This is a genomic window from Enterobacter sp. ENT02, from assembly GCF_019219165.1.
Classification (GTDB): domain Bacteria; phylum Pseudomonadota; class Gammaproteobacteria; order Enterobacterales; family Enterobacteriaceae; genus Enterobacter; species Enterobacter mori.
In genome coordinates this window covers 238,714-263,411 of the sequence record NZ_JAHUWD010000005.1, presented here as the reverse complement: position 1 = coordinate 263,411, position 24,698 = coordinate 238,714, and the positions used below count along the sequence as shown (strand labels likewise).

The following is a 24,698-nucleotide window of genomic DNA, read 5'->3' as shown; positions in this document are numbered from 1 at the left end:
CTGTGTCGCTGCTGCATTAAGTGCATTTATGGCCAACCCCGCTTATTCAGCTGAAAAAGTGGAAAAGGCCATTGATTTACCGGTAGTGATCAAACCGACGCCAAAAAATACGGCACCGCAACCTTATCGTCCGGTGGCGGGCGTGACGCCTGAGCTGGCACAGGTTGTCGTCTATTACCCACAGGGCACAGTTCCTGCAGCGGTCTATGTTGACCGCGAGCTGCAGTCCGTGTTGTTACCAGGACAGTTTACCGTCCTGTGCGCAGCACCGGGCGCGCACACGGTGGAGTCATTCTTCAACGATCACCCGACGTATCAGGGCAAGCAAAACCCTCAGCAGCAGTTGAGCACCGAAAGCGCACAGACCTATTTTATTCAGGTTAATCCGGGCACTGCGGGCAATACAGCGGCGCTGGAGGAACGTTCGCGTGCGGAAACGCTCCTGAAAAACATGCACAAGCAGACCAAAATTATTAACCGTGCATCTCAGGTCAAGCCTTGTGATTACGTTAATAACACCGGCGTAGTGCTCATTCAGGAACAGGTGCTGTTCCGCTTTGCGGCGAGCAACTCAGCGGGAATTTTTGCCGAATCTCGTAAGAAGCTGGATGACGTGGTGAAGTTTATCCGTCAGGCGAATAACGTTCGTGAGATCCAGATCGTGGGCTATACCGATGCGATTGGTAGCCGTGAGGCCAACCAGCGTCTGTCTGAAGCACGTGCGAATACCGTTCGTTCGTTGCTGATCGAGAAAGGGATCAAACCAGAGATGATCAACAACACCGTTGGTCAGGGCGTGGCGCAGAGCGCTGAAGGCTGCGGTACAAATGCCAGCCAGCAAGCAGCAGGCTGTAACGTTAACAGCCGTCGTGTGGAAATTTTAGTGAAAAGCCACTAAGCCGCGTGTATGACTAAAATACGGATCGCAGAGATGCTATCCGTATTTTTTTTATTGGTATATCAAAGAGAAAGGTTCTGAAAAACGAGGTGTCATGCAAACTGTGGTTCGTGGGTTTTGATCTTCGCATTGGTATACTGCTTTTTCTTTTCTCTGATTATGTCATGCTCAATTGACGCTTTAATGATCTCGCCGCAGGAGTATATTTTCTTTAAAGAGTTAAAGCCCAGCTGTTTCATTATGTTGTTGGTGTACGTATAGGTGGTTTTGGGCTTAATGTTGTGCACGATACTGATATCATCAATGGAATAACCCGCAATCATCAGCTTTAACACAGAGAACTCCATATGCGTCAGTTCGATGTATTTCTTGATAATCTTGTTTTTGCTTGGGTGGCGCTGCGTATGCATTTTTTTTATGATCTCATCGTTCGTGAGATTGTTGATATTCACAAGGCGATGCTTGTAATGAGAGCAAATGCAAGAAAACAGCTCCGGAAAAATATCCGAGTGATAAGCAATAATGATTTCTGAAATGGCTGCGTTATTTGTTTTTCTACGTAGGGAAATCAACCAGTGGAAATAAACAATATTGCTGTATATGGAATCAGGTAAAACCAGGTACAACGTATAAAAAGACCCTCTCCTGATCTCCTTCGCCCAGGCAAACAAGTTTCTTTGGTCATCAAACGAGATAATTTTCTCTTTACTGAATGTACCGGATAGCAAGTGACTCAGGCCGATGTTACTGAAGTTACATCGGGATAAAATAACTCTGGAGGTATCCATGGGTATTCCTTTAGTGAACTATACCCGTCATATTTCAAGTTGCCTGTGCGTTGGCTTTTCTCGCTCACCCCAGTCACGTACTTATGTACGCTCCTGGGGATTCGCTGCGTCGCCGCCTTCATGCAACTCGAATTATTTAGGCTATAAAATGGCAAAAAAGTCCATCTTCGTAATCTTTGCATACCGACAGACAGGTATTACGGTATGAATATATTTATATTCTACACGATATAAATAAACGCTTAATTGAGAAGACTCCCTCACTAAATGGGAATTGTTTACCTGAGTCGCACGGTTTTCCTTTTAGACATTAATGTAAGAATGCGAGGTTTTCAACCAGGAATATTCCACGTATGCAGGACAGATAAAACGGGGGGCGTTATAATTTCAACAGTTATGATTCACGTGTATTACTCCTCGTTAGCGACGTTTTGTGTGATGGAAAATTAAAAAGGGAATGTCATTGTTCAGAGGTGACATTGAGAAAAGCATGAAGAAAATTTCAGTTCTGTTTATTTTAACCTCTATTATTTTGCTTGCAGGCTGCCAGATTGCACCGGGCAGCCATATTGCTACGTCCGGGAAAAACATTGTTCAGGCACAGGATGATAAAACGCTCAACGACGTCGATATCAATGTTTATCCCGTTACGCCAGCCCTGATCGAGCGGCTGCGTGAAAACGTGATGGTTGCGCAGGGTAATGCCGAGCTGAACAAGCGTCTGGACGCGTATGAGTACCGGATTGGCGTGGGCGATATCATTATGGTGACGGTGTGGGAACACCCGGAGCTCACCACGCCGTCAGGCCAGTATCGCAGCGCCAGCGACACCGGCAACTGGGTACATTCAGACGGGACCATTTTTTATCCTTACATCGGCAAAATTGCCGTGAAGGACAAAACGGTGACCGAAGTGAGGGAGATGATCACCGAGCATCTGGCTAAATATATTGAATCCCCGCAGGTCGATGTGGGGATCGCCGCATTCCGCTCGCAAAAAGTGACGGTCTCAGGCGAGGTGAATCAATCCGGCCAGCAACCTATCACCAACGTGCCGCTGACCATTATTGATGCGGTAAATCAGGCGGGCGGGCTGACCGAGAATGCAGACTGGGGCAACGTGGTATTAACCCAGGGCGGTAAGAAGTCGAAGGTCTCCCTGCAGGCGCTCATGCAGTATGGGGATTTGCAGCAAAATAAACTGCTCTACCCTGGCGATATTCTCTATATCCCGCGCAATGACGACTTAAAAGTCTTTGTGATGGGGGATGTCGTCAAGCAAACCACCATGAAAATGGATCGTTCCGGCATGACGCTGACAGAAGCGCTGGGGAATGCTGAAGGGATCAATCAAATGACAAGCGATGCCAGCGGCATATTTGTCATTCGCTCTGAGGCAAAACCTGATGCAGAAGCGGGGAAACAAGCGGCTATTTATCAGCTCGACGCGCGTGATGCCACCGCGCTGGTATTAGGCACGGAATTTAAGCTTAAGCCATACGATATTGTCTATGTCACGACGGCGCCGGTTGCACGCTGGAACAGGGTGATTAACCAGTTAATGCCAACCATTAATGGTATCTACAGCCTGACGGAAACCACGCGCTTTGTCAGAAACTGGGGTAACTAATCGTGTATGGGCGATATACCTCCATCCTGGTCGTCTGCACCGGCAATATCTGTCGTTCCCCGGCGGGGGAACGGATTTTGCGTTCGCGCTTACCCGGCATGAGGGTGGACTCTGCCGGTATTTCAGCGTTAACAGGGGAACCGGCGGATCCCGTCATGCGGCAGTCGGCCAGCAAACAGGGTTTTTCTTTAGAGGGCCATCTTGCCCGACAGCTTACGCCTGCTATGTGCCGCGAATACGATCTGATCCTGACCATGGATAAGCATCATATTGAAGCGGTTACACAACTGGCGATGGAAGCCCGGGGTAAGACCTTTTTATTCGGATATTGGCTCCAGCAACTGGAAATTTCAGATCCTTATCGCCGGGGAGCTGAAATATCCGACATCATTTTCAAACAACTTTTTTCCGCTGCCGAAGAATGGGTCAAGGTTTTCCAGCAGGTTAAATAATCAAGGCTGATTAGAGTATGTATAACAAACACGTTAGCAATGCCCCTCCCGATCCTGTTCAGCGGGAGGAGGACATTGATATTGTTCAAATCCTTAAGGTGCTGTTTTACAGCAAAGTCTGGATAGCGGCGACGACCATTCTGTTTATCATTATGGGGATTATTATTGCTAACATCTCGACGCCGATTTACAAGAGCGATGCGTTAATTCAGGTTGAGAAGAATTCCTCATTAGGCATTTTAAACAAGCTGTCTACCATGCTCCCGGAAGGCTCCGGAGTCAGTTCTGAATCCGAAGTATCGTTACTCAAATCACGCTTAGTGATGGGTAAAACGGTACGTGATTTGAAGCTGGATATTGTCGTAAGAGAAAAAACCTATCCTGTTGCGAATGCCACTCTGCAGCGTCTGTTGGGTCATGAACCGGCGACGCTCGATATTGCCTATTTGTCCGTACCGGAAAAATGGATGAATACCCCCCTGAATCTGGACATCGCGGTTTCTGGAGACTTCGCCCTGCACGTGGGGGATGCCGTCGTGAAAGGTAAAGTGGGTGTACCTGTTCAGGCCAGCGGTATTGAGCTTCTGATCGAATCTGCCAAACTCACGGAAAACACCGCGTTCATTGTGACGAAGCGCAATGAGCATTCGGTCATTGAAGAGCTCAAAGAGCGCGTCTCCATTGATACCAAGTCGGGGGGGAATGGCATGCTGCACCTGAGCATGATCGGCCCCGACCCGGTGACGATCAGCCAGATCCTGGACAGTATTGCGCAGAACTATTTGGCGCAGGACGTTGAGCGCAAATCAGCAGAGGCAAGCAAAAGCCTGGCGTTTTTAAATAAGCAGCTGTTGCAGATCAAAAGCAATCTGGTTAACGCCGAGAGTAAACTGAATGAATTCAGAAAGAATAATGAGTCCGTTGACCTGTCATTAGAAGCTAAATTCATTCTGGATAACGTCGTCTCTATTGATACGCAGCTCAATGAACTGACCTTTAAAGAGGCGGAAATTTCCAAGCTGTATAAGCGTACGCACCCGGCCTATAAAGCGTTATCTGAGAAAAAAGCCATTCTGGCTGCGGAAAAAGAAAAGCTGAACCAGCGTATTAGCGCGATGCCCAGCACCCAGCAAGAAATTTTAAGCATGACCCGCGATGTCCAGATGGGTAACGATATTTATATGATTTTGCTGAATAAACAGCACGAGCTTAATATCAGTAAGGCCAGTACCCTGGGGAATGTGCGGATTATTGACCATGCGGTCACGCAGCAGAAACCGGTCAAACCGAAAAAAATATTGATTGTTCTCTTATCCGCCTTAATGGGGTTCCTCTTTTCCTCCGGGGTCATCCTTGTTCGCAACATGCTGATAAAAGGGATCCGGCAACCTGCTGAGCTGGAGAAACGTGGCATTCCTGTCCTGGCCGTTGTTCCCCTGGCGCCTGAGTTAACGAAGCGCAGACGGTGCCGCGCCATTCCGACTTACCAGTCTGACGAGCTGCTGGTGAAATCGACGCCAACGTCGCTGGCGGTCGAAGCGTTGAGGGGGCTGCGTACCAGCCTCCATTTTGCGATGCTGAAATCGGACAACAAAATATTAATGATCTCCGGGACGTCGCCCGGGGTCGGTAAATCTTTCGTGAGTTCTAACCTCGCCGCACTGATGGCGCAGGCGGGTACGCGGGTATTGTTGATCGACTGCGATTTACGACGAGGGTATTTGCACCGTGTTTTCTCTGCGGCAGAAAATGGCGCAGGGCTTGCGGATTATTTATCTCAAGACGTTAATATTTCGACTGTTATTCAGCACACGGAATACCCGGAAGTGGATTTTATTGGTCGCGGACGAATGACCAATAATCCTGCTGAGCTTTTTATGTCTGAGAAATTCAAGACGCTGCTCACGTCGTGCTCAACGCAATATGACGTGATTATCATTGATACCCCGCCGATCCTGAGCGTGACGGATGCGGCCATTGTTGGCCGATATGCATCAACATCCCTGATGGTGGTGCGTTTTGAACAGAACTCCCTGAAAGAGGTGGAGGCAGGGCTGCGCCGCTTCGATCAAAATGGCATCGCCATTCAGGGCACCATATTTAACGGCGTAGAGAAGCGCGCCGCTGAACCTTACACCTACGGCGACTATTCGTATCAGGAATAAAATCTGATTACGGAACAGGTCAACATTATCCGGGATGTATAAAATTCCGAATATTGGATGACTTGTTCCTAATCAAAAGTTCCATATATGTGGTGCAGTCTGAATGCCAATTCAGATCAAAAATGACAGAATTAGCCTCAATTCTATGCTCTTAAATTCTAATTAATGAAATGGTAGGAAACCACAGGAGGTCAATAATCATAGGATGTGAAGTAATTATTTAGAGTGGCGAAGTTATATTTCTAAAAGAATGTAATGATTCCGTAATAAAGAGTAGGTAATAATGAAAAGTAAAAAGAATAATGTCTTTCAATTAGAGCTTAAGTGGCACCCTGTGGCCGCTTCGGTTCTGCTCGCTCTGCCATTTGTTGCGCACACAGCAGAGATCAGCATGAAGAACGGTATCGTTGCTTCTGCTGGAAACGTGCCTGTCATTAACATTAACAAAGCCAACGATAAGGGGCTTTCGCATAATGTGTATGACAAGTTAAACGTGGACAAGAACGGTCTGATCTTCAATAACAGTGCTGCAGGATCGAATACCGTTCTGGCAGGCCAGATTCAGGGTAACAGCAACCTGACCTCCGGCTCAGCGAAAGTTATTCTGAACGAAGTGACCTCGAAAAATGCCTCTGCTATTAACGGCATGATGGAAGTCGCAGGTGATAAGGCCGATTTAATTATCGCCAACCCGAACGGTATTACCGTTAACGGTGGGGGTTCAATTAACACCAGTAAATTGACCCTGACGACCGGTACGCCGGATATTCAGAATGACCAGCTTGCGGGTTACTCCGTCAACGGTGGCACCATCACCCTGGGTCAACTGAATAACTCCAGCCCAACTGAAATTCTGTCTCGTAATGTCGTTGTGACGGATAAGGTCACCGCTAACGAGCTGAACGTTGTTGCGGGCAATAACTACGTTAACGCTGCAGGCCAGGTGACCGGGTCGGTAACCGCTGCCGGTACGCGTAATGCCAATAGCATTGACGTTGCTGCGCTGGGCGGCATGTATGCCAACAAGATCAACCTCGTCAGCACCGAAAGCGGTGTCGGCGTCCGTAACCAGGGCGTTATTGCGGGGGGTCTCAATGGTGTCAATATTGACGCCAACGGCCAGCTGCTGAACAACAATGCACGCATTGAGTCCTCTGGTCAGATCAATATCAAAACCAATGGCGCACTGAGCAACACCACCGGGGATATTACCTCCGTTGGGACTATCGCGCTGGACACCAACAAAAACAGCCTCAACAACAGTCGTTCGGGCAACATCTCGACGATGGCTGACCTCTATGTCAACAGCGGCGCTGTCGACAACACCAACGGCAAAATGGCGGCGGCGGGTATGCTGGCGGCCGACACCAACGGCAATACCTTAACCAACTACGGTAAAGGCAATGCGGTCGGGATTGAAGCCGGTATCGTGGCGTTAAAAACTGGTGCGCTGAACAACAGCAACGGTCAGATTAAGGGCGGATACGTTGGCCTTGAGTCTGCTGCGGTGAACAACAACAGCGGTTTGGTTGACTCCCTGGGTGATGTGAACGTTGTCAGCGGCGGCAACGTCGACAACAACAAAGGCATGATCCGTTCCGCAGGCGGCTTCACGAAAATCGCGGCCAAAGGTGCGGTTAACAACGGCGCGACCAAAACGGCCGATACCGCCAGCGATGACTCTTTAGGCATTATCGCCGAGAAGGGCGTGCAGATTGCGGCGAACAGCATCAATAACAACGGTGGGCAGATGGCGTCGAATGGCGATATCTCCCTGGAAAGCGCCGGCGCTATTGATAACTACTCCGGCAAGCTGAACTCCTCCAGCAAAGTGATCGCCAAAGCGGCCTCTATGCGTAACGACAACGGCGGAGTGTCAGGTAAAACCGGCGTTAGCGTTGCGGTGGGTGGCAACATCACTAACTACATCGGCGTTTACAGCTCTGAAGAGGGTGATGTCGCTCTGGCGTCCAACGCCCTGAACAACCGCGGCGGCTTCATTATGGGACAAAACGTCTCCATTAATGCCAACGCAGGCGTGAACAACAACACGGCATTCATCGTTGCGAGCAAGGTACTGAGCGTCACTGCAGGCGATAACATCGACAACAGCTACGGTACCAATTTCGGTTCTGCGTTCGGCACCTACTTCGGTATGCCGCAGCAGAACGGCGGTATGGTCGGTAAAGAAGGCGTTTCGCTCTCCGGGAACTACATCTACAACAACCAGAGCCGTATTGTTGCTGAAGATGGCCCGCTGACGCTGCTGGCAAAAGGCAACGTGGATAACTCCCGCGCACTGCTGGTGAGCGGCGGCGATGCCACCATCAAGGTTGGCGGTACGTTGAACAACAACTACTCCACCCTTTACAGCATGGGCAACATGGCTATCGAGGCCAACAGCCTGAGCAACTACAGCGACGGCGCGCTCGAAGACAACAATGCAACGGGCGTGATTGCGGCGGATAAGAACCTGACTATGAATCTGAAGGGCAGCCTGACCAACTATGGTTGGATCAGCAGCCTGGGCGATGCCATCGTCAACATTCTGAACGGTTCTTTCACTAACCGTAATACCGTTTCTGCTGAGAAATCACTGACGGTGTCCGCGCTGACCGGTATCGAAAACCTGAAAGATATTGCCGCTGGCGAGAATCTGGTGGTGAATTCCCAGCGTGGCGTGACCAACAGCTCCAACAGCAACATGGTTGGCGATAAGGTTACGATCTCCGCGGGCTATGACATCAATAACCGTGGGAATATCGTTGCTGACAGCAGCCTGGCAATGAGCGCGAAAGGCAATATCTATAACGATCTGAATATGATCAGCTATGGCGATGCAACCTTAAGTGCTAATACCATTGATAACAACTCGCGCAAAATCAAAGCGGTCGGTGATTTAACGCTGACTGCCGCCGGGAACGTGAACAACAGCCGCGGTGAAATCAGCTCTGAGACTGGCGACGTGACTATCACTGCAGGTGGAACGGTAGATAACTACTACGGTCAAATCCTGTCCGGTAGCGACATTGCCCTGAAAGCGAACCGACTGAATAACGATTACGGTCGGGTTGCAGCCTACGGCAATATCGATCTGGCGCTGACAGGTTATTTCGACAGCAACCGTGGTTCAGTTCTTTCGCAGGCGGGTGACATCAAGCTGGCTGCCAGCACCGTTGATAACAACAACGGTCTGATCGCAGGTAAGAACGTTACCGTCGATGCACAAGGCACTGTGTACAACAACACCGCAATGATCGTGGCGGACAATAAGCTCTCCGTTAACGCGGCAGGGAATATTGAAAACCGTGACGGTAACAACTTTGTTCGTAATCATGGCGAAACCTTCGGCGTGACGGGCGATGTTGGCGGCATGATTGGTCGTGAAGGCGTGTCGCTTTCCGGTCAGAACGTCTACAACAACAACAGCAGCATCATCGCGGATGACGGCGCGCTGAGCGTGCTGTCCAAAGGGACGCTGGATAACACCCGTGCGATGCTGGTAAGCGGTGCAGATGCTGTTATCAAAGCAGCGGGTACGTTCTATAACAACTATGCGACCACCTACAGCGCGGGCAACCTTGACGTGACTGCAGGCACGCTGAGCAACTACAGCGATGGCAGCATGGAGAACAACACGGCGACCGGCGTTATCGCGTCAGATAAGAACGTTAATCTGACTGTCGATAACAACGTCACCAACTACGGTTGGATCAGCGGTAAAGGCGATCTGAACTTCAATGTCCTGAAAGGTGCACTGACTAACCGCAATGCCATCTCTTCAGGTAACGCACTGGCGATTAATGCCCTGAACGGTGTTGAGAACTTTAAAGACATCGTGGGTGTGACCAGCGTTAAGATTGATACTCAGCGTCATTTAACCAATAACGCCAACAGCAATATCCTTGCGCAGAATATCGCGATTAATGCCGGTGCCGACATTAATAACCGCGGTAATATCGTGAGCGATTATACCCTGCTGGTGAAAACGGCAGGCAATATTTATAACTACCTGAATATGGTGAGTTACGGTGTTGCCGGTATCACGACCAACAATTTGACGAACAGCGGCAGCGATGCTGTATTCGGCGGTCTGTCTGGTATGGAACTTAATGCGAATAAAGTGACCAATACCGGCGCTATTGTCGGTCTGTAATGTGTAAAGTGTAATGCAAGGCAGCAGCTATCGCCTGATAGCGCAAAGTCAGAACGAGACCCTGCTGCCTTTTTTTTCTGAGAAAGTTAATGAAATCGCGATTTAAATTTTTACCTTTATTGTTGCTGTTAAGTTTTCATGCCTTCGCGGAAGAGGGTATTAATAACCTGATTAAGCAGCAGCAAAATGCCGATTTGAATACTTTCAAAGAACAAAAGGTGTACCGGCAGGACGTTTATTCCAGTACCGAACGTAAAGTATTCAGGCTGAATGATTTACCGCAAGAAGAGAACTGCTTCACGATTAGGTCTCTGGTTCTTGAAAATGATTTTCTTCAGCGTAAGACCGACAGGGCAATCAAAAAAGAGATCCTCGGCCGCTGTGTAGGCAGTATTGGCGTGGTGAAAATTGCCGCGGCGCTGCAAGATTTTTATATCGATGCGGGTTACATCACCACCCGTATTACGATCCCAACGCAAAACATTGCGTCCGGCACGCTGAAGCTTGCCGTGAGTGCAGGGAAAATTGAAAAGATTATTGTCGACAGTAACGACATTAATCCGCTGATGCTGCCTTTTGCGAAAGAAGACATCCTGAATATTCGCGATATTGAGCAGGGGCTGGAAAACCTCCAGCAGGAGCCGGGTGTTGACGTCAAAATCAACATCGAACCGGGCACAAAGCAGGGATATAGCACGATTCACATCAACACGAACCGTGAAAAAAACTGGAGCGTGCGGGCGAGCTATAACAACTGGGGTGTGAAAGAAACGGGGCAGTATCTGACCTCTGCAGTGGGCTACCTGTACAACACTGCCCGCTTCAGCGACCTGTTTTATCTCGCGGGAACAAAAAGCACCAATGGCCGCTATGAAAGTGTGAGTGGTTACTACGCGCTGCCGGTAGGCTACTGGAACTATTCACTGTTCTACAGCACCAGCAAGTCGCGACAGACCCTTCCGCTTTTCTACACCACCGTGGACTATGCGGGGAAAAGTGATTACGCAAACCTCAAAGCATCACGCGTGCTCTATCGGGATAAAACCCGCAAGGTGAGCGGCAGCGCCGAGCTGATACGCCGCAAATCTGGCTATACGGTAGAGGGGGAAGAGCTGGTCTTGCAGAAGCGCGATATGGATAACGTCAAGGTTGGCGTTAACTATAAGCAGCAGTTAGTGAATGCTCACTGGGATTCGTCGCTCTCCTGGCAGCGATTCCTGAGCTGGTTCGGGGCGGAACACACGCCCGATATGGTCTATGGCAACGTCAGCCCTGTCAGCCAGCTTGTTAATGTTGAAAGCAACTATACCCGCCAGCTCGGCGGCAATGTGTATAACGCTTTTTTTTTGGCGCAATACGCACCGCGCGAGCTGACGCTGCAGGACCAAATAACGATGGGCGACCGCTGGAGCGTGCGCGGGTTTGAAAACAGCGTGGGTCTCACCGGGAACAGCGGATACTACCTGCAAAATACCGTTTATCGTCCGGTGCGGGGCATAGACGCTAACTATTATTTGGGTGTCGACGCAGGCCATATAAGACGGGACAGCCTCTACGGCGAAGAGATTATCATCGGCAGCACAATAGGTATTCAGGGTAACGTCAAAAGCCTGGCGTACGATTCGTCAATCTCCATGCCGGTAAAATACCCGGGCAGCATGGACGTGAATAAATTTAATTTTAATCTGAATGTTTCTTATCAGCTCTGAACAGGGAAGTACGAAAAATGCATATCGGCACGGACATCGTGGAAGTTTCGCGAATAGAGCGGGCGATAAAAAACTGGCAGACCGATTTTTTACATCGCGTCTTTACCCAGCAGGAAAATATAAAAATTAACCGCGAAGACCCGAATTATGAACGCGCCTCGGGATTCTGGGCGGCAAAAGAGGCGGTCGTCAAAGCGCTCGGCTGTGGATATCGCGACGGGATCACCTTTAAGGATATCGAAATTGGCCATGACGAACTGGGTTGCCCCCATTTTATTTTTTCCGGGCGAGTAAAAGAGATGCTTGTTGAAAAGCAGCTCGAGAATGCCTCGCTCAGTATTTCGCATTGTCAGAATTATGCGACTGCCGTTGTCATACTTTATTAACCTAACTATTTGTGAATATTATGTATCAATATAACGATCTTAAGGAAAAGACGGTTCTGGTCACCGGAGCGAGCGGAGATATTGGTCTGGCGATCTGCGCGAAGTTTCTCGATCAGGACTGCGATGTTTACGCGCTGTATAAATCAAATGCTACGCAGTTAACGGAGCTGAAAGAGACGCATCCGGCGGGCAGCAAGCTGTCTATTATTCAGTGCGACCTCGCCGATCCGCAGAGCGTTTCTGCACTCTGTTCTCACCTGACGGAAGCCGTCGGCAAGCTGGATGTGCTGGTGAACAATGCCGGTATTGTGAAAGACAGCCTCTTTGCCTCAATGAGCTTTGATGATTTCAGCCAGGTGGTGGACACCAACCTGTTCAGTATTTTCCGCCTGACCAAAGAGGCGTTAATGCTGCTGCGTTCCTCAGAAAACCCGGCCATCATCAACGTCGCGTCTATTGCGGCCATTATCCCAAGCGTCGGGCAGGCGAACTACAGCGCGTCTAAAGGGGCGATTCTGGGCTTCACCCGCACGCTGGCTGCCGAGCTGGCACCGTACGGCGTGCGCGTCAACGCCATCGCGCCGGGGATGATTGAATCCAAAATGGTGAAAAAAGTCTCCCGCACGGTGGTGCGCGGCGTGACCGCCTCTATTCCGCTGCGTCGTCTGGGCAAATGTGACGAGGTGGCCAATACCGTCGTCTATTTGGGCTCGACTGCGTCCAGTTACATTGTGGGTCAAACCATCGTTATCGATGGCGGCCTGGTGATGCGGTGAGTTATGTCTAAATACGTTATCCCCTCGAAGATCTTTCTGGAAATGGGCGGCTGGCGTCAGCCGCTGCTGATGGTCGACAGAATTGATGACTTCAAATACGGCGAAAATGGCTTTGTGAAGGTGACGAAGCATATTACCTATAACGAGCCTTATCTGCTCGGGCATTTCCCGGACGATCCGATCATGCCCGGGGTGATTATTTCTGAAATCTTTGGTCAGGCCAGTGAGTACCTCTCGTTCCTCACCGATATCTGCGATATCTACAGCGAGACGTACGGCGGTGAACTCAAATCGTTACGCGATATCCATGCGCTCATCACGCGTGATGAGATGCGGGAGATCATCCGCACCCGCCGCGCGCAGGTGCGCGGCGTACTGGCTGCCCAGAATTTAAAATTTAAAGATATTGCCTACCCTGGCGACTCGATTGAAGTCACCAGCAAGCTGGCATTTTCTGATGCTCATGGCTTTAAGCACTATTCCGTGACGGCAAACGTCGGAAAGCGATTAATCAGCCACGGCACCATTATTAATTACCGCGAAAGTAAGTAAACCCCTGAGAGAGTTAATACCATGACAACAATGAAAAATGAAATTGACCAGCGCAAGGACGTGCTGATGACAATTAAAACCGAGATTATTCAGCGTTTAAATATTCAGCGCGATGAATCTCAAATTGATGATGATACAGCCCTGTTTGGCAATGGCTTAAAGCTGGATTCCGTTGATGCAACGGAAATCGTGGTCATGCTGGATAAAGTTTTCGATATTAAAGTTAACGAAAGCGACGATCCTTCTTATATGAGAAGTATCAATAATCTGGCGACGTTTATCATCCAGAAGAAAAAAGCTTAATTTATCTTTGCGAATAACAGGATCCCGTTATGAAGTCTCTTTATGATTTCCATTTGAAAAACAATGCGAAAATGGGCATTTACAACAATGCCAACGTTCCTTCTGCCTATCATGATCCGATGGTGGAATACAAAGCCGTACGTGAAAATGCCCTGCTGGTGGACTATTCCCACATGTCCATCGTCAGCGTGATGGGTGATGACGCCTGGGCCCTGGTGAATAACCTGGTCTCTGCCGATGTCTCTATTATTCGTGACGAGCAGGGGATCTACTCTCTGGTGCTGAATGAAGACGGTACCGTCCGCGGCGACGTGTACGTGCTCTGCTCATCCGACGGCTATTACATCCTGTCTGAAAACATCCCGTCATCGGAGCTGATCGCGGGTCTGAATGCCCTTCTGGAAAAAGCCGACGAGCTGGATATCCAGGAAACCCCGGAAATTGCCGACATGCGTGAGCAGAGCTGGGGCGCAATCATGGTTGAAGGACCTTACTCCTGGGAGCTAATGTCCGAAATCCACGGTTTCGACGTCATCGGCCTGCCTTACTACGAGTACATGAATACCGATAACGAACTGATGGTATTCCGCTGCGGCAAACACGGCGAGTTCGCCTACATGGTTGTGGGCCAGCAGGAACAGCTGCTGGATCAGTGGCAGCAGCTGCTGGAGCACGGTAGCAAATACCAGCTGCAGACCGGCGGACTGGACTACCAGAAAATTGTGCGTATCGAAAACCCAGGCTGGGATGACGCGCTGTGGGCTGGCTACAACCTTAACCCGGTAGAGCTGCAGCTGCAGTGGGCCGTGCAGTACGACAAAGAAGGCTTTGTAGGTAAAGACGCCGTTGAAGAACTGTCTCACGGTGAAGGCGCGCGCAAGGTTATCGGCATGATCGTCGAAGGGGAATGCGCGGGCATTGCTCCAGGCGACAGCGTGCTGGTTGACGGTCAGGCTGTGGGTAACGTTGTGAAAGCGGTCTTCTCTCCGGCGCTGCAGTGCTTCATTGCCCTGGCACTGCTGGAAAATGAATACGCATGGTCAGATATCAGCGGTTTCTCTATTCAAACGAATACAGAAACTGTCGCGGCAAAAACCAAAGGTATGCCATTTATTTATAACCTGAGCATGCTGGTTAATCCGACTGAGCACAGCTTTATCGACGCGTCTAAAGCGAAAAGCGCGCTGTAATTCATTATTCATCTTTAACAGTGAGTGAGATATCCGTGGGCAATATCACGCCACGGATCCTTTCTCACTGTTTAGTGTCTGTACACGGTGGTACATATTTATGAAGACAAACCGGAAACGCGTTGTTATTACCGGGATTGGGATCCTTTCCTCACTGGCAGAAAACCTTCAGGATTTTAGAGACGCATTATTAAATAAAAAAAATGGCGTCACCGACAGCGTGCGTTTTTCAAAATGGTTTGAAAACGCCCGCGCGGCTGAAGTGTTACATGATATTGATTATTCAGAATTACCGGATGACGTTATTGCGTCACTGGATAATGCCGCACTCTGGGCCTATAAGGTCGGTAAAGACGCGCTGAATCAGGCGGGGCTGGCCGAGAACAAGACGCACCTGAAAGAGACGGGCCTGATTGTGGGCGTCTCCTCCGCGGGCACCGAGGCGTTCTTACCGCTGTTTGAACAACGCATGGAAGATTTCTCCCTGCGTAAAGCGCTGTTCTCCGGCGGTTTCTCTTCCTGCTGTTCGAGCGTCTCTACGCTGCTCGGACTGCAGGGCGGGGTTGAACTGGTTGCGACCGCCTGTACGGCCAGCCCTAACGCGGTCGGCATGGCGTTTGACTATATCCAGAACGGCAAAAGCAAAACGATGCTGGCCGTCGGGACAGAGCCGATCTACCTGCCAACCTTCGCCGGTTTTTATGCCCTGAACGTCATGCATCCGGAAGCCTGCACGCCGTTTTCCGGCAACTCCGGCATGTCGATTGGTGAAGGCGCGGGCGCCGTGGTGCTGGAAGAGTACGAGCACGCCGTCGCGCGCGGCGCCACCATTTACGGTGAAATCCTCTCCTACGCCACCTCCTGCGATGCGTTCCACGAAACTGGGCCGGATCCGCGCGCCAGCGGTGCCGTACAGGTGATGCATAAGGCGATGGAAAACGCGGGCGTCACCCCGGAGCAGATTGAGTACGTCAACGCCCACGGTACCGGCACTGAAGCGAACGACCGCATCGAAACGCTGGCAATGAAAAAGGTGTTCGCCAACAACGAGAAGCTGTTGGTCAGCTCCACCAAGTCTTACTTTGGCCATAATATCGGTGCGGCGGGTATCGTCGAACTGATCGCGTGTCTGGTGACGCTGCCGGATAACCGCGTTCTGCCGACGCTGAACTTCAACAACGCGCGTCCAAACTGCGATCTGGATTACGTCCCAAACGACTTCCGCGACCAGAAAATCAACCTCTTCATGAAGAACAATTATGCCTTCGGCGGTAATAACTGCAGCATGATTATCAGCATGGAGCCGTGCTCTGTTCCGGTCAGCACCTACGACGAAAAACGCGTGGCAATCTCCGGTCTGGGGGCCGTCTCCGCGATTGGTCACACCGTTAACGAGATCCTCGATAACGTCTGGAAGCAGAACCATAGCGTTGAACTGGGCGGCGTCACCTTCCCGGAAGACACGCTGGAAGAGGCGAAAGAGCTGCTGGATGTGCTTGAATCAACCCGTCAGTTTGAGACGCTGTTTGGTGAAGAATTCAGCGTGCTGACGGCCACCCGTCCGGAAGCGAACGAACACTTTAAAACCTTCCAGGTCACCGGCCTTGAGCCGCGTAAACATCTGCGTCGCTTTGACCCGCGTAAAGCCACCCGTGGCGGTACCTTCGCGCTGATTGCGCTGTCCGAAGCGCTGGAACAGGCGAAGCGTAAAATTAAACGTGATGGCGATGCGCTAGGCATGGTGATGGGGATGTCCAGCGGCCCGCAGGAAACCACCTACAAATACCTGCAAAGCCTGAAGCCAGACCCGCGCAAGGTCAGAACCTCTGAGTTCCCGGGCTCGCTGATGAACTCAATCCCTACGTTCTGCGGTATTTCCGAAGGGATCAAGGGCTACACCACCACCCTGGCGACCGGGGAGAATGCGGCATTAGGCGCATTAACCTATGGCTACGAAATCGTGCGTCAGGATCTGCAGCCGCAGGTGCTGGTGGGCGGTGCGGACGAGTATTTCCCGTCGATGTCACTTTATATGGATGCCGTCACCCGCAAGCTCCATATGACCTCTGACGCTCGCGACTACCACATCTACGGTAACGATTCGAAGGGCTACATTCCCGGCGAAGGTGCCTGCATGCTGCTGCTGGAAGATCCGCAGCGCGCCGCAGAGCGTGGTGCTGAGGTGCTGGCAGAAGTGGTCGGTTACGGTAAAGCCTGTAGCAACAGCTATTTCGATGCCTCTCAGCAGGACGAGAAATCCGCCTCCATGGCGCTGGCGATTACCCGTGCGCTGAAGGATGCCGGCGTCACGGCGCAGGAGATCGATCTGGTCTGCGGCACCAGCAACGGTAGCGATGAAAGCTCACGCATTGAAATCGATGCCATCGTTGAAGCCTTCGCTCAGGCCAAACCGGATGTGCCGGTCGTGAACTATAACGCCTGCTTTGGCTTTGTTGCGTCTGCTGCCGGGCTGCTTAACCTGGCCGTCATCATTGACTGTATTAAGAAGCAGGCGGTTCCCGCCATTCCTCATACCGTTGAGTTCTTCGATAAGCGAATCAACTTCGTTCGTGAACCGTTGAAGCTCGCCCTGAAGCACGTGCTGCTGGTGGGCGCGACGGAAGGCGGCAACTACTACGCGTTTGTGATTAAAGGATAATATTGTGGATAATGCCGCTATCATTTCGGGGTTCAGTTCCTGTCTGCCGTTTGCCGAAGACAGTATTCAGCTTATTCAAAATCTGAAGCTGGGCAAACGTGTTGAAAGAAAGCCCTGGTTTAAATCCGACGACGAGGCAATTAAGTGTGGGTTCGATGGCAATAAGCATATTGCCACGCTGGATCATACGGATGATAGCGCATTAGATCTGCTTTATCGTCTGATCGACGATGCACTCGCCCAGGCCGGATTAGATGTTCAATGGCTGGCCGGGTGCAACGCCCGCGTTTATTTAACCGGCATCGGCCCTCGGGTCGATGGCATGGCCTTCAAGAGTTTCTATAACAAAAATGATATTGAAGATATTCATCTGACAAAATCATTAATGACCCTGCACGTCGATAATATGTCGCAGGATCGTATTGCCGGAAATCTTGCGCGTAAATATCACCTGCAGTATTTACCGCCCAATATGAACTGCACCAGTAATTCAGCGATGACGGCGGTGCATTTAGGTTGCCAGGCAATTGAGCATGGCGGCGTTGATATTGTGCTGGTGGTGAACTGCTCAAAAATTAAAACCCAGGATATCTGGTTCCTCGATACCCAGTCGATGCTGGATACGCACCTGGTCCAGCCGTTCGGTGAAAACAGTAAAGGCGTTCTTTTTGCTGAGGGATACAGCGCGATCCTGCTGGAAAATGCGCGCCACCGACGCGCCAGAAAAGCAGGGCATGGGATACGACTGCAAACTACCTACACGCAGATCAGTGCCGGAAGAAGCAATGACAGTTCCTGGCTCAGCACCAATGTATTAAAGGTGATGCAGGCCGCGATGAAAAAAGCGGACCTCAGCACGGAAGATCTGTGCGCGATTATTCCGCACGGCAACGGCTCATCCATCAGTGATAAAGCGGAAGCAAAAGCGATAGAGGTCTTTGCTGAGGGAAATACCCTTCCGGTTCTCGCCTATAAAGGCCAGATTGGCTATACCGCCACCGGCTCAGGCATCGTCGATTTAATTATTGGTCACCATACGTTATCGCAGAAAGAGCTGATTTCACCCGTGGGCAACGACGCCATTATTGATAGCGTTGCGCAGCATGTTGTTATTGACCGCGGCATCATTGGGCACCACAAAAACCATCTGCTTAAGGTAGGGGTTGGCGTGGATGGTTCAATTATCGGTGCCGTGATGTCTGATATTCATCGAGGCCTTTGAACGATTATGGAGAGCCCTATGTATTTATCCTCATTTTCGCTTATTGAGCCGGAAGATAAATTTTATTTCTATCAACCCAGCTGGTTAAACGCCTGGGAAGCACACTTATACAATAAGGCGATGAAATCCACCCACGCTCATGGCTGGGGATTAAAACGTTTTGGTACGCAGCCGGATCTCTATCCCGGTGAAATGATCCGTAACCCGCAATATCAAAAATACCTTGAGGCGATGGAGCAGGCGGCGGATGACGCGCTTATGGCGCTGCCCACAAAAGAGCGGATGCGGTTATTGAAGCAGCGCACGGCATTTATTTATGTCGACGCCTGGGGGGAATCCGGGCCGTTTGAGAATATTTCCAGCGCGCTGCATATCTCAGCGATCGACACGCTGCCCAAAAATCTGGTCAAGAAATTCTCGGTTAACGCTCCCACCTGCAAGCTCCGCGGTGAGAAGCAATCCTTCGTGCAGGCCCTCAGCCTGGCCAACGACTACCTCAGCTGGGATGTGTTTGATTTTGTCGTGATCTGCACGGCGTACCGGGCGATCCCGATCCTGGTGTTTTCTGATGAAGACATTGCCCTCAAGTGGGGAGAGAAGCGTAAAGGCAAGGCCGAAGACGTCAATTTAACGGTTGAACGCGCCGGGTGTTTCATCTTCAGCCAGCAGGAAAGCGCTATCCGGGTGAAGGGGGGGCAGTACGTCATGGCCGATGCCATCGAGCACACCCAGGTTCCTGAACAGATTGCATTTTCGGGCCTGCGCAAAGACTTGCTGTCTCGCTCGACGCTGCCCGCGAAGAACACGCTGGATCTGGTTGATCTCTACGGTGCCAGCGGCTGCCTGACTCCAGCGTTAAGTTTCGCCTGGCTCAAACAACATGCTGATTTTTCGGGCCGATTAAGAACCATCGTTCCCGACAAGCAGTTTGGTTACAGCTATTTCGACATTGAATATTGCAAGGAATAACGACATCTCCATGAGCGGAATAATTAAAGAACTCCCAACGATATCGCTGAACAATATCTATAAGAGTTATGGCTCGGGCGAAGGCAAAGTCGATGCCCTGAAAAATATCAATCTGGAAATAGAAAAAGGCGAATTTCTGGCGCTCTGCGGGCCTTCCGGCAGCGGCAAAAGTACGTTGTTAAATATCCTGTCGGGAATTGATAAACCCACCGTCGGTTCGGTGATGTTTCTGAAAAAATTACTGAATCATCTGCCGGAAGACCAATTATCGGCGATCCGCGGCAAGCATTTGGGTTTTATTTTTCAGTTTTTCAATCTGATACCGGTACTGAGCGTTTTCGATAACGTGTTTTTCCCGCTGGTGTTAAACGGCCACGTCGGGAAAAAAGAGGCCAAAGAGCGGGCGCTGCACTTCATCGACAGCGTCGGGCTTGCGGGATTCACCGAGCGTAAACCGGGCCAGCTTTCGGGCGGCCAGCAGCAGCGCGTGGCCATCGCCCGGGCGCTGGCGCACGACCCGCAGGTGGTCATTGCCGATGAGCCGACCGGAAACCTCGATCTGGTCACCGGGGAGGCCATTCTGGATCTTCTGCTGAAAATTAACCAGGAGACGCGCACCACTTTTATTATTTCCACGCATTCAAGCCAGCTTAAAGAGCGTGCGCGGCGCGTGGTTGAAATTAAGGACGGAGTTTTAGTTCATGATTCACAATCGTAATTTTTTCCTTCTTTGCTGGTTTTTGCTGTGCCTGGCCTATGTCGGGAACATTAAAGCCGCACCGGCGCCCGTCGCCGAGCATGTCATTAAGAGCGGTTTTCCGCAGGAAGCGGACATGCTTGCAGAGATGACGCAGTCGCTCTTTAAAGAATACAAAGCCAACGACAATCCTCTTTCGCTGGTTTTCTATGCCTACGGAACGTTGCGCCAGGCCGATCGCGCTCTCCAGACCAACGATTTTATTCGCGCATCTGAGTACGGGAAAACGGGCTTTTTCTATCTGGACGAGGCGGTTGATCTGTATGAAGACAACATGCTGGTGCGCTATATGCGTGCCCGGGTCGATGCCTGGTTGCCTGCGTCAATCGGGCGCTGCGTGGTGACGTTAAAAGATACGGAACAGATGCTGAATACGCCTGACGTATTCAATGCAGGGCTGGTGGAACACATCAACGAAATGCGTTATCGCGCGCTGTTGAGTTGCAAACACAAGCGGCAGGCAGACGCGTTACTGGCAGAGATTGAACTGCGTAATGCGAATACGGCATCGTCTCTGGCATCGGGCAGTGCACCAGAGTGGGATATCAACGAAGTGACAGAAGTATTGTTGCCGCTGGCGAAAGGGAAATAAATGTCCGGGGAAATGGTGTTAGCGAATAGCGTTGTGTTGTTGATCCTGCTTTTTGTCCTCTGGTGTGTCGTATTCCGATCGCGGGACGTGAAGTTTGCTTTTTTAAACCTGTTTCGCCACAAAAGGCGATCGTTTTCGACCATGGCGGCCATCATGCTGGGCGGCGTGTCGATTTTCCTGTACGGCGGGTTTATTGATTACTCTTTCTGGATTTTGAAAGAGCAAACGATTCGAACCAATATTGGTCATGTGCAAATTTATAACAAAAATTATTTTGAGACCTCCAATAAAAACAAAAGCCTGATCGACGATTATCCGGCATTAAAGAAAGCGATTCTCAACGATCCGGCTCTGGCTGAGGATATCTCGACGCTCTCCGGTCAGCTGGAGTTCACCGGTGTTATTTCACAGTATGAGAGTGAAACCTCCAGCTATTTTTCCGCGCTGGGCGTTGAACCACTACCGGCACTGAAGCTGGGCTCGTTTGATAAATTAATCACCGGCAGCGATCTGTCCCGCATTCGCACGGACGAAATCACGCTGGGAAGCGGCCTGGCGAAAACGCTGAATGCGCATTACGACGACTGGCTGGACGTGCTGGTGGTCAATACGCAAGGCGGGCAGGGCGCGCTCTCCATGAAGCTACGCGGCATCTTTGAATCCGGGATCAAAGATTACGATGACGTGGCGATGAAAATTCCGCTGGGTACGGCTCAACGTATTATGGGCACCAACAGCGTGAGTAAAGTGCTGATCCTGCTGAAAGAGGACGATACAGCCGCGTTCACGGCGAAACTGCGTGGCTTTATTGCCGAGCATAACTTACCGCTGATCGTAAAAGACTGGAAAGACGCCTCGATATTTTATCAGCAGGTGGAAGGGCTGTTATCCGGGATCTATTTCTTTATTAAGCTCATTGTCGGTCTGATTGTCATCTTCATGATCGGTAATTCGATGACGATGAATATTATCGAGCGCACCCGTGAAATTACGACGCTCAGAGCCATCGGCCTCAAACCGCTGCATGTGACCCGCCTGTTTTTACTGGAAGGGATTTTCATCGGCATTATCGGCGCGATTGGCAGTCTGGCGATAGGTTACGCCATTGCCAGCGTCATTAATCTGTACGGTATCGCGATGCCACCGTCGCCGGGGCAATCGCAGGGCTATACCGCATTTATTAAAACCGACAGCGTCGCGCTTAACTGGATAACCCTGGTATTGCCGATCCTGACCGCCACGGGGGCCTCGGTATTACCCGCATTACGTGCTTCACGGCTCAATATTTCGGACGCATTTAAATTCTCGTAAGGAAGCGATATGAAACGCAGTGTTATGGCCTCACTCCTTTTGGGTGCCTGTCTGTTTTCGGCAGGGGCGCACTCCGCCTCTGCCGATGACAAAGCGGTGGATATTATTCGTCGTGCGGATGAAGTCCGTTCGCCAAATAAACCCTTTCGCTACACCCTCACCATCCATGAATTTAAAACGGGTGCTACGCAGCCCGACAATAAACAGGTGCTGGATATTTCCATGCGCTTTATGAAGCCAGAAGGTGAGATGAAAGCGGATGCCCGCTCCCTGGCGCGCTTTATTTATCCGCCGCGCGACAAGGGAAAGGTGCTGCTCTCTGACTGGTACGACTTATGGTTCTACACGCCAGAACTCCGCCGTCCTGTTCCCGTCTCTCGCCAGCAGCGTCTGATTGGGCAAATTTCCAATGGCGACGTCATTGTCACCAACTTTGAATATGCCTACGACGCCACGCTGAAGGGTGAAGAGCCTTGCGGCGAAACGCAGTGCTATAAGCTGGAACTGGTGCGTAAATCGGCTGAAGTGACCTGGCCGAAGGTGGATTATTACGTTGAAAAAGAGGGGGATAACCGTCCTTATAAAGCTGCCTATTTCTCTCTGGACAATAAGTTAATCAAAGAAGTGCTTTATCAGGATTTCCAGATGGTATTAGGCAAAATGCGCCCGATGAAAATCGTGGTGAAAGAGGCGCGCCACGGCAAGAGCTATTCCGTCATGACCTACAGCGATGTGCGTTATGAATCGTTACCTGAATCGGCGTTCACCCGCGAGTCTATTCAGCGAGGCGCGAAATGAAGCGTACATTAACAGGCTTAACCCTGATGCTCGCCGCGCTGCCCGTCAGCGTATTCGCGGATTGTCTGTCCGGCAGTGACGTTGCAAAGAATACGTCTGTCACGCTGTATGAGCAGGTGTCTGTCGTTAAAAAACAGATTTCGGAGTGGCGAATCAATGGCCGAAACCCGTACACCCGACACAATATCTACAACGATGCCGGGGTGAATGTCGCAAGCCGCTGTTCGCTGATTGAGGATACGCTGGACCTGGATTTATCCCTCTATGGGCTAACCTGGTATTCCCCGCGTAAGCTCGGTGCGTTTGAAGAAGATGACCGCCGTTCACGTCTGTTAATTGAGCGCCTTAAGCTGGTCTACACCCTGTCGGACAGCCTGCAGCTTGAGGTCGGGAAGCTTCCGTCCAGGCCGGGGCTCTTCTTCCTGCGCTCGCCTTCGGATCTCACGCCGCATTATTACGACGGTGCAAAACCGACGCGGCTTTACGATCCTCAGCTCCGCTCGGCTTATCAGTCTTCCTCCTGGGCTGCAACGCTGACGATGGATAACCGGGACGAGTCGTTTTCGCTGACGATGATCCCGAAGCTGGCGACGGTGGATGAATACTATCTGACCTCCGGGAACTGGTCTGCGAATCAGCGTGGCAACAGCAGTGAATCCTGGCTGCTGAGCTATACCTCCCATGTCTTTCGTGACCATACGCCGGGGATGCGCGTCCTGATGGGCGACTCGCTGTCGGTCGCGCTTTCAGACAGTTACAACTACACCCCTCAGCTCACGCTCAATGCCGACGTGGCGTGGCATGCGGAGCAGCGCTGGCGTCATCTGTCTGAAGAGAAAAGCGCGGAGCTGGAGCGGTATCAGTTCCCCACCTCGCTGTATGAAGCAAAAGAGAAACAGGGCGTTGAGCTGGCCGTGGGCGGGCAATATACCTCCGATACCTTCAACGTTTTCGGCCTGGAATACTATTACCAGAGCGAAGGCTATTCGCGATCAGAATGGCGCAAGCAGCGCGATTTGATGACCTTTTTGAACACAGCTACAGGCTATGCACCGCTCGACAGGGCATATGATTCCTATAAATACCTGATGGCCTCCGAGATAAGCAATACGGGGAACAAAGGCATGCTGCAGGGAAAACATTATCTCAACGCCTGGTCCAGCGTGCAGTTCAGGCATCAGATTACCGCACAGCCCTATCTCATCCTCAACCTGATGGATAAAAGCTCCATGGCAGGGCTACACCTCAGCGCACCGCTGACCTTTATTGATGACCAGCTGGAAGCGTATACCGGCGTCTATTCCGCACTGGGTAGCGCAAATTCTGAGTTTGCATTCTTCGGTGATGTCGCCGGTGGTTATGTTGGCTTTAAGTATTATTTATAA

At 50.9% G+C, this 24,698-nt stretch carries 20 protein-coding genes; 19 read left to right on the top strand and 1 reads right to left on the bottom strand.

Annotated features, from left to right (window positions below):
- Positions 1-28 precede the first annotated feature (28 nt).
- Positions 29-898: an OmpA family protein gene (locus KW829_RS17070; protein WP_284734040.1), complete on the top strand. Its 870-nt coding sequence runs from the start codon at positions 29-31 to the stop codon at positions 896-898.
- Between the two features lie 92 nt (positions 899-990).
- Here KW829_RS17070 and KW829_RS17065 read toward each other — a convergent pair whose 3' ends face one another.
- On the bottom strand, positions 991-1,686 hold the full coding sequence (locus KW829_RS17065; protein WP_187365536.1) for a LuxR C-terminal-related transcriptional regulator: 696 nt from the start codon (positions 1,684-1,686) through the stop codon (positions 991-993).
- Positions 1,687-2,176: 490 nt separating this feature from the next.
- Here KW829_RS17065 and KW829_RS17060 point away from each other — a divergent pair, with 490 nt between their 5' ends.
- The 18 genes from KW829_RS17060 (at position 2,177) to KW829_RS16975 (ending at position 24,698) form a co-directional block, all read left to right on the top strand.
- Positions 2,177-3,316 (top strand): polysaccharide export protein, encoded by a 1,140-nt coding sequence (locus tag KW829_RS17060; protein WP_089598156.1) that lies wholly within the window; start codon positions 2,177-2,179, stop codon positions 3,314-3,316.
- A gap of 2 nt (positions 3,317-3,318) precedes the next feature.
- A complete protein-coding gene (locus KW829_RS17055) occupies positions 3,319-3,768 on the top strand; it encodes a protein tyrosine phosphatase (protein ID WP_089598152.1) in 450 nt (149 codons plus the stop codon).
- A gap of 17 nt (positions 3,769-3,785) precedes the next feature.
- Positions 3,786-5,933 carry a polysaccharide biosynthesis tyrosine autokinase gene (locus KW829_RS17050; RefSeq protein ID WP_218308686.1) on the top strand — a complete coding sequence of 716 codons (2,148 nt, stop codon included), beginning with the start codon at positions 3,786-3,788 and terminating at the stop codon, positions 5,931-5,933.
- 283 nt (positions 5,934-6,216) lie between these two features.
- Positions 6,217-10,089: a filamentous hemagglutinin N-terminal domain-containing protein gene (locus tag KW829_RS17045; protein ID WP_218308685.1), complete on the top strand. Its 3,873-nt coding sequence runs from the start codon at positions 6,217-6,219 to the stop codon at positions 10,087-10,089.
- 89 nt (positions 10,090-10,178) lie between these two features.
- Positions 10,179-11,798 (top strand): ShlB/FhaC/HecB family hemolysin secretion/activation protein, encoded by a 1,620-nt coding sequence (locus KW829_RS17040; protein ID WP_218308684.1) that lies wholly within the window; start codon positions 10,179-10,181, stop codon positions 11,796-11,798.
- A gap of 17 nt (positions 11,799-11,815) precedes the next feature.
- Positions 11,816-12,184, top strand: a complete 369-nt coding sequence (acpS, locus tag KW829_RS17035; protein WP_218308683.1) for a holo-ACP synthase — start codon at positions 11,816-11,818, stop codon at positions 12,182-12,184.
- Between the two features lie 20 nt (positions 12,185-12,204).
- Positions 12,205-12,960 (top strand): SDR family NAD(P)-dependent oxidoreductase, encoded by a 756-nt coding sequence (locus KW829_RS17030; protein ID WP_010427839.1) that lies wholly within the window; start codon positions 12,205-12,207, stop codon positions 12,958-12,960.
- Between the two features lie 3 nt (positions 12,961-12,963).
- On the top strand, positions 12,964-13,512 hold the full coding sequence (locus tag KW829_RS17025; protein WP_010427841.1) for a 3-hydroxyacyl-ACP dehydratase FabZ family protein: 549 nt from the start codon (positions 12,964-12,966) through the stop codon (positions 13,510-13,512).
- 21 nt (positions 13,513-13,533) lie between these two features.
- The gene (locus KW829_RS17020; protein WP_029484982.1) at positions 13,534-13,815 is read left to right on the top strand and encodes an acyl carrier protein; all 282 of its coding nucleotides are present in this window, start codon (positions 13,534-13,536) and stop codon (positions 13,813-13,815) included.
- 29 nt (positions 13,816-13,844) lie between these two features.
- Entirely contained in the window at positions 13,845-15,005 is a 1,161-nt protein-coding gene (locus KW829_RS17015) for an aminomethyltransferase family protein (protein WP_010427844.1), read from the top strand.
- Positions 15,006-15,105: 100 nt separating this feature from the next.
- Positions 15,106-17,664, top strand: coding sequence for a beta-ketoacyl-[acyl-carrier-protein] synthase family protein (locus tag KW829_RS17010; protein ID WP_126816705.1), 2,559 nt, complete (start codon positions 15,106-15,108; stop codon positions 17,662-17,664).
- Positions 17,665-17,668: 4 nt separating this feature from the next.
- Positions 17,669-18,886: a beta-ketoacyl synthase gene (locus KW829_RS17005; RefSeq protein WP_010427848.1), complete on the top strand. Its 1,218-nt coding sequence runs from the start codon at positions 17,669-17,671 to the stop codon at positions 18,884-18,886.
- Between the two features lie 18 nt (positions 18,887-18,904).
- The gene (locus KW829_RS17000; protein WP_182403047.1) at positions 18,905-19,855 is read left to right on the top strand and encodes an ATP-binding protein; all 951 of its coding nucleotides are present in this window, start codon (positions 18,905-18,907) and stop codon (positions 19,853-19,855) included.
- A 10-nt stretch (positions 19,856-19,865) separates the two neighbouring features.
- Positions 19,866-20,573 carry an ABC transporter ATP-binding protein gene (locus tag KW829_RS16995; protein WP_089598145.1) on the top strand — a complete coding sequence of 236 codons (708 nt, stop codon included), beginning with the start codon at positions 19,866-19,868 and terminating at the stop codon, positions 20,571-20,573.
- Complete coding sequence (locus KW829_RS16990) at positions 20,557-21,204, top strand: hypothetical protein (protein WP_010427855.1); 648 nt, start codon at positions 20,557-20,559, stop codon at positions 21,202-21,204. The genes KW829_RS16995 and KW829_RS16990 overlap by 17 nt, the downstream gene beginning before the upstream one ends.
- Positions 21,205-22,515 carry an ABC transporter permease gene (locus tag KW829_RS16985; RefSeq protein WP_010427857.1) on the top strand — a complete coding sequence of 437 codons (1,311 nt, stop codon included), beginning with the start codon at positions 21,205-21,207 and terminating at the stop codon, positions 22,513-22,515. It abuts the gene before it with no gap.
- Positions 22,516-22,539: 24 nt separating this feature from the next.
- The gene (locus KW829_RS16980) at positions 22,540-23,313 is read left to right on the top strand and encodes an outer membrane lipoprotein-sorting protein (protein WP_218308692.1); all 774 of its coding nucleotides are present in this window, start codon (positions 22,540-22,542) and stop codon (positions 23,311-23,313) included.
- The gene (locus KW829_RS16975; protein WP_218308682.1) at positions 23,310-24,698 is read left to right on the top strand and encodes a hypothetical protein; all 1,389 of its coding nucleotides are present in this window, start codon (positions 23,310-23,312) and stop codon (positions 24,696-24,698) included. The genes KW829_RS16980 and KW829_RS16975 overlap by 4 nt, the downstream gene beginning before the upstream one ends.

Bases quoted from the DNA above. Each gene is read 5' to 3' on its own strand.
- KW829_RS17010 (WP_126816705.1), top strand. From the start codon at position 15,106: ATGAAGACAAACCGGAAACGCGTTGTTATTACCGGGATTGGGATCCTT.
- KW829_RS17065 (WP_187365536.1), bottom strand. From the start codon at position 1,686: ATGGATACCTCCAGAGTTATTTTATCCCGATGTAACTTCAGTAACATC.
- KW829_RS17050 (WP_218308686.1), top strand. From the start codon at position 3,786: ATGTATAACAAACACGTTAGCAATGCCCCTCCCGATCCTGTTCAGCGG.
- KW829_RS16985 (WP_010427857.1), top strand. From the start codon at position 21,205: ATGTCCGGGGAAATGGTGTTAGCGAATAGCGTTGTGTTGTTGATCCTG.
- KW829_RS17000 (WP_182403047.1), top strand. From the start codon at position 18,905: ATGTATTTATCCTCATTTTCGCTTATTGAGCCGGAAGATAAATTTTAT.
- KW829_RS17020 (WP_029484982.1), top strand. From the start codon at position 13,534: ATGACAACAATGAAAAATGAAATTGACCAGCGCAAGGACGTGCTGATG.
- KW829_RS17025 (WP_010427841.1), top strand. From the start codon at position 12,964: ATGTCTAAATACGTTATCCCCTCGAAGATCTTTCTGGAAATGGGCGGC.
- acpS (WP_218308683.1), top strand. From the start codon at position 11,816: ATGCATATCGGCACGGACATCGTGGAAGTTTCGCGAATAGAGCGGGCG.
- KW829_RS16980 (WP_218308692.1), top strand. From the start codon at position 22,540: ATGGCCTCACTCCTTTTGGGTGCCTGTCTGTTTTCGGCAGGGGCGCAC.
- KW829_RS16990 (WP_010427855.1), top strand. From the start codon at position 20,557: ATGATTCACAATCGTAATTTTTTCCTTCTTTGCTGGTTTTTGCTGTGC.
- KW829_RS16995 (WP_089598145.1), top strand. From the start codon at position 19,866: ATGAGCGGAATAATTAAAGAACTCCCAACGATATCGCTGAACAATATC.
- KW829_RS17040 (WP_218308684.1), top strand. From the start codon at position 10,179: ATGAAATCGCGATTTAAATTTTTACCTTTATTGTTGCTGTTAAGTTTT.
- KW829_RS17015 (WP_010427844.1), top strand. From the start codon at position 13,845: ATGAAGTCTCTTTATGATTTCCATTTGAAAAACAATGCGAAAATGGGC.
- KW829_RS17070 (WP_284734040.1), top strand. From the start codon at position 29: ATGGCCAACCCCGCTTATTCAGCTGAAAAAGTGGAAAAGGCCATTGAT.
- KW829_RS16975 (WP_218308682.1), top strand. From the start codon at position 23,310: ATGAAGCGTACATTAACAGGCTTAACCCTGATGCTCGCCGCGCTGCCC.
- KW829_RS17045 (WP_218308685.1), top strand. From the start codon at position 6,217: ATGAAAAGTAAAAAGAATAATGTCTTTCAATTAGAGCTTAAGTGGCAC.
- KW829_RS17060 (WP_089598156.1), top strand. From the start codon at position 2,177: ATGAAGAAAATTTCAGTTCTGTTTATTTTAACCTCTATTATTTTGCTT.
- KW829_RS17030 (WP_010427839.1), top strand. From the start codon at position 12,205: ATGTATCAATATAACGATCTTAAGGAAAAGACGGTTCTGGTCACCGGA.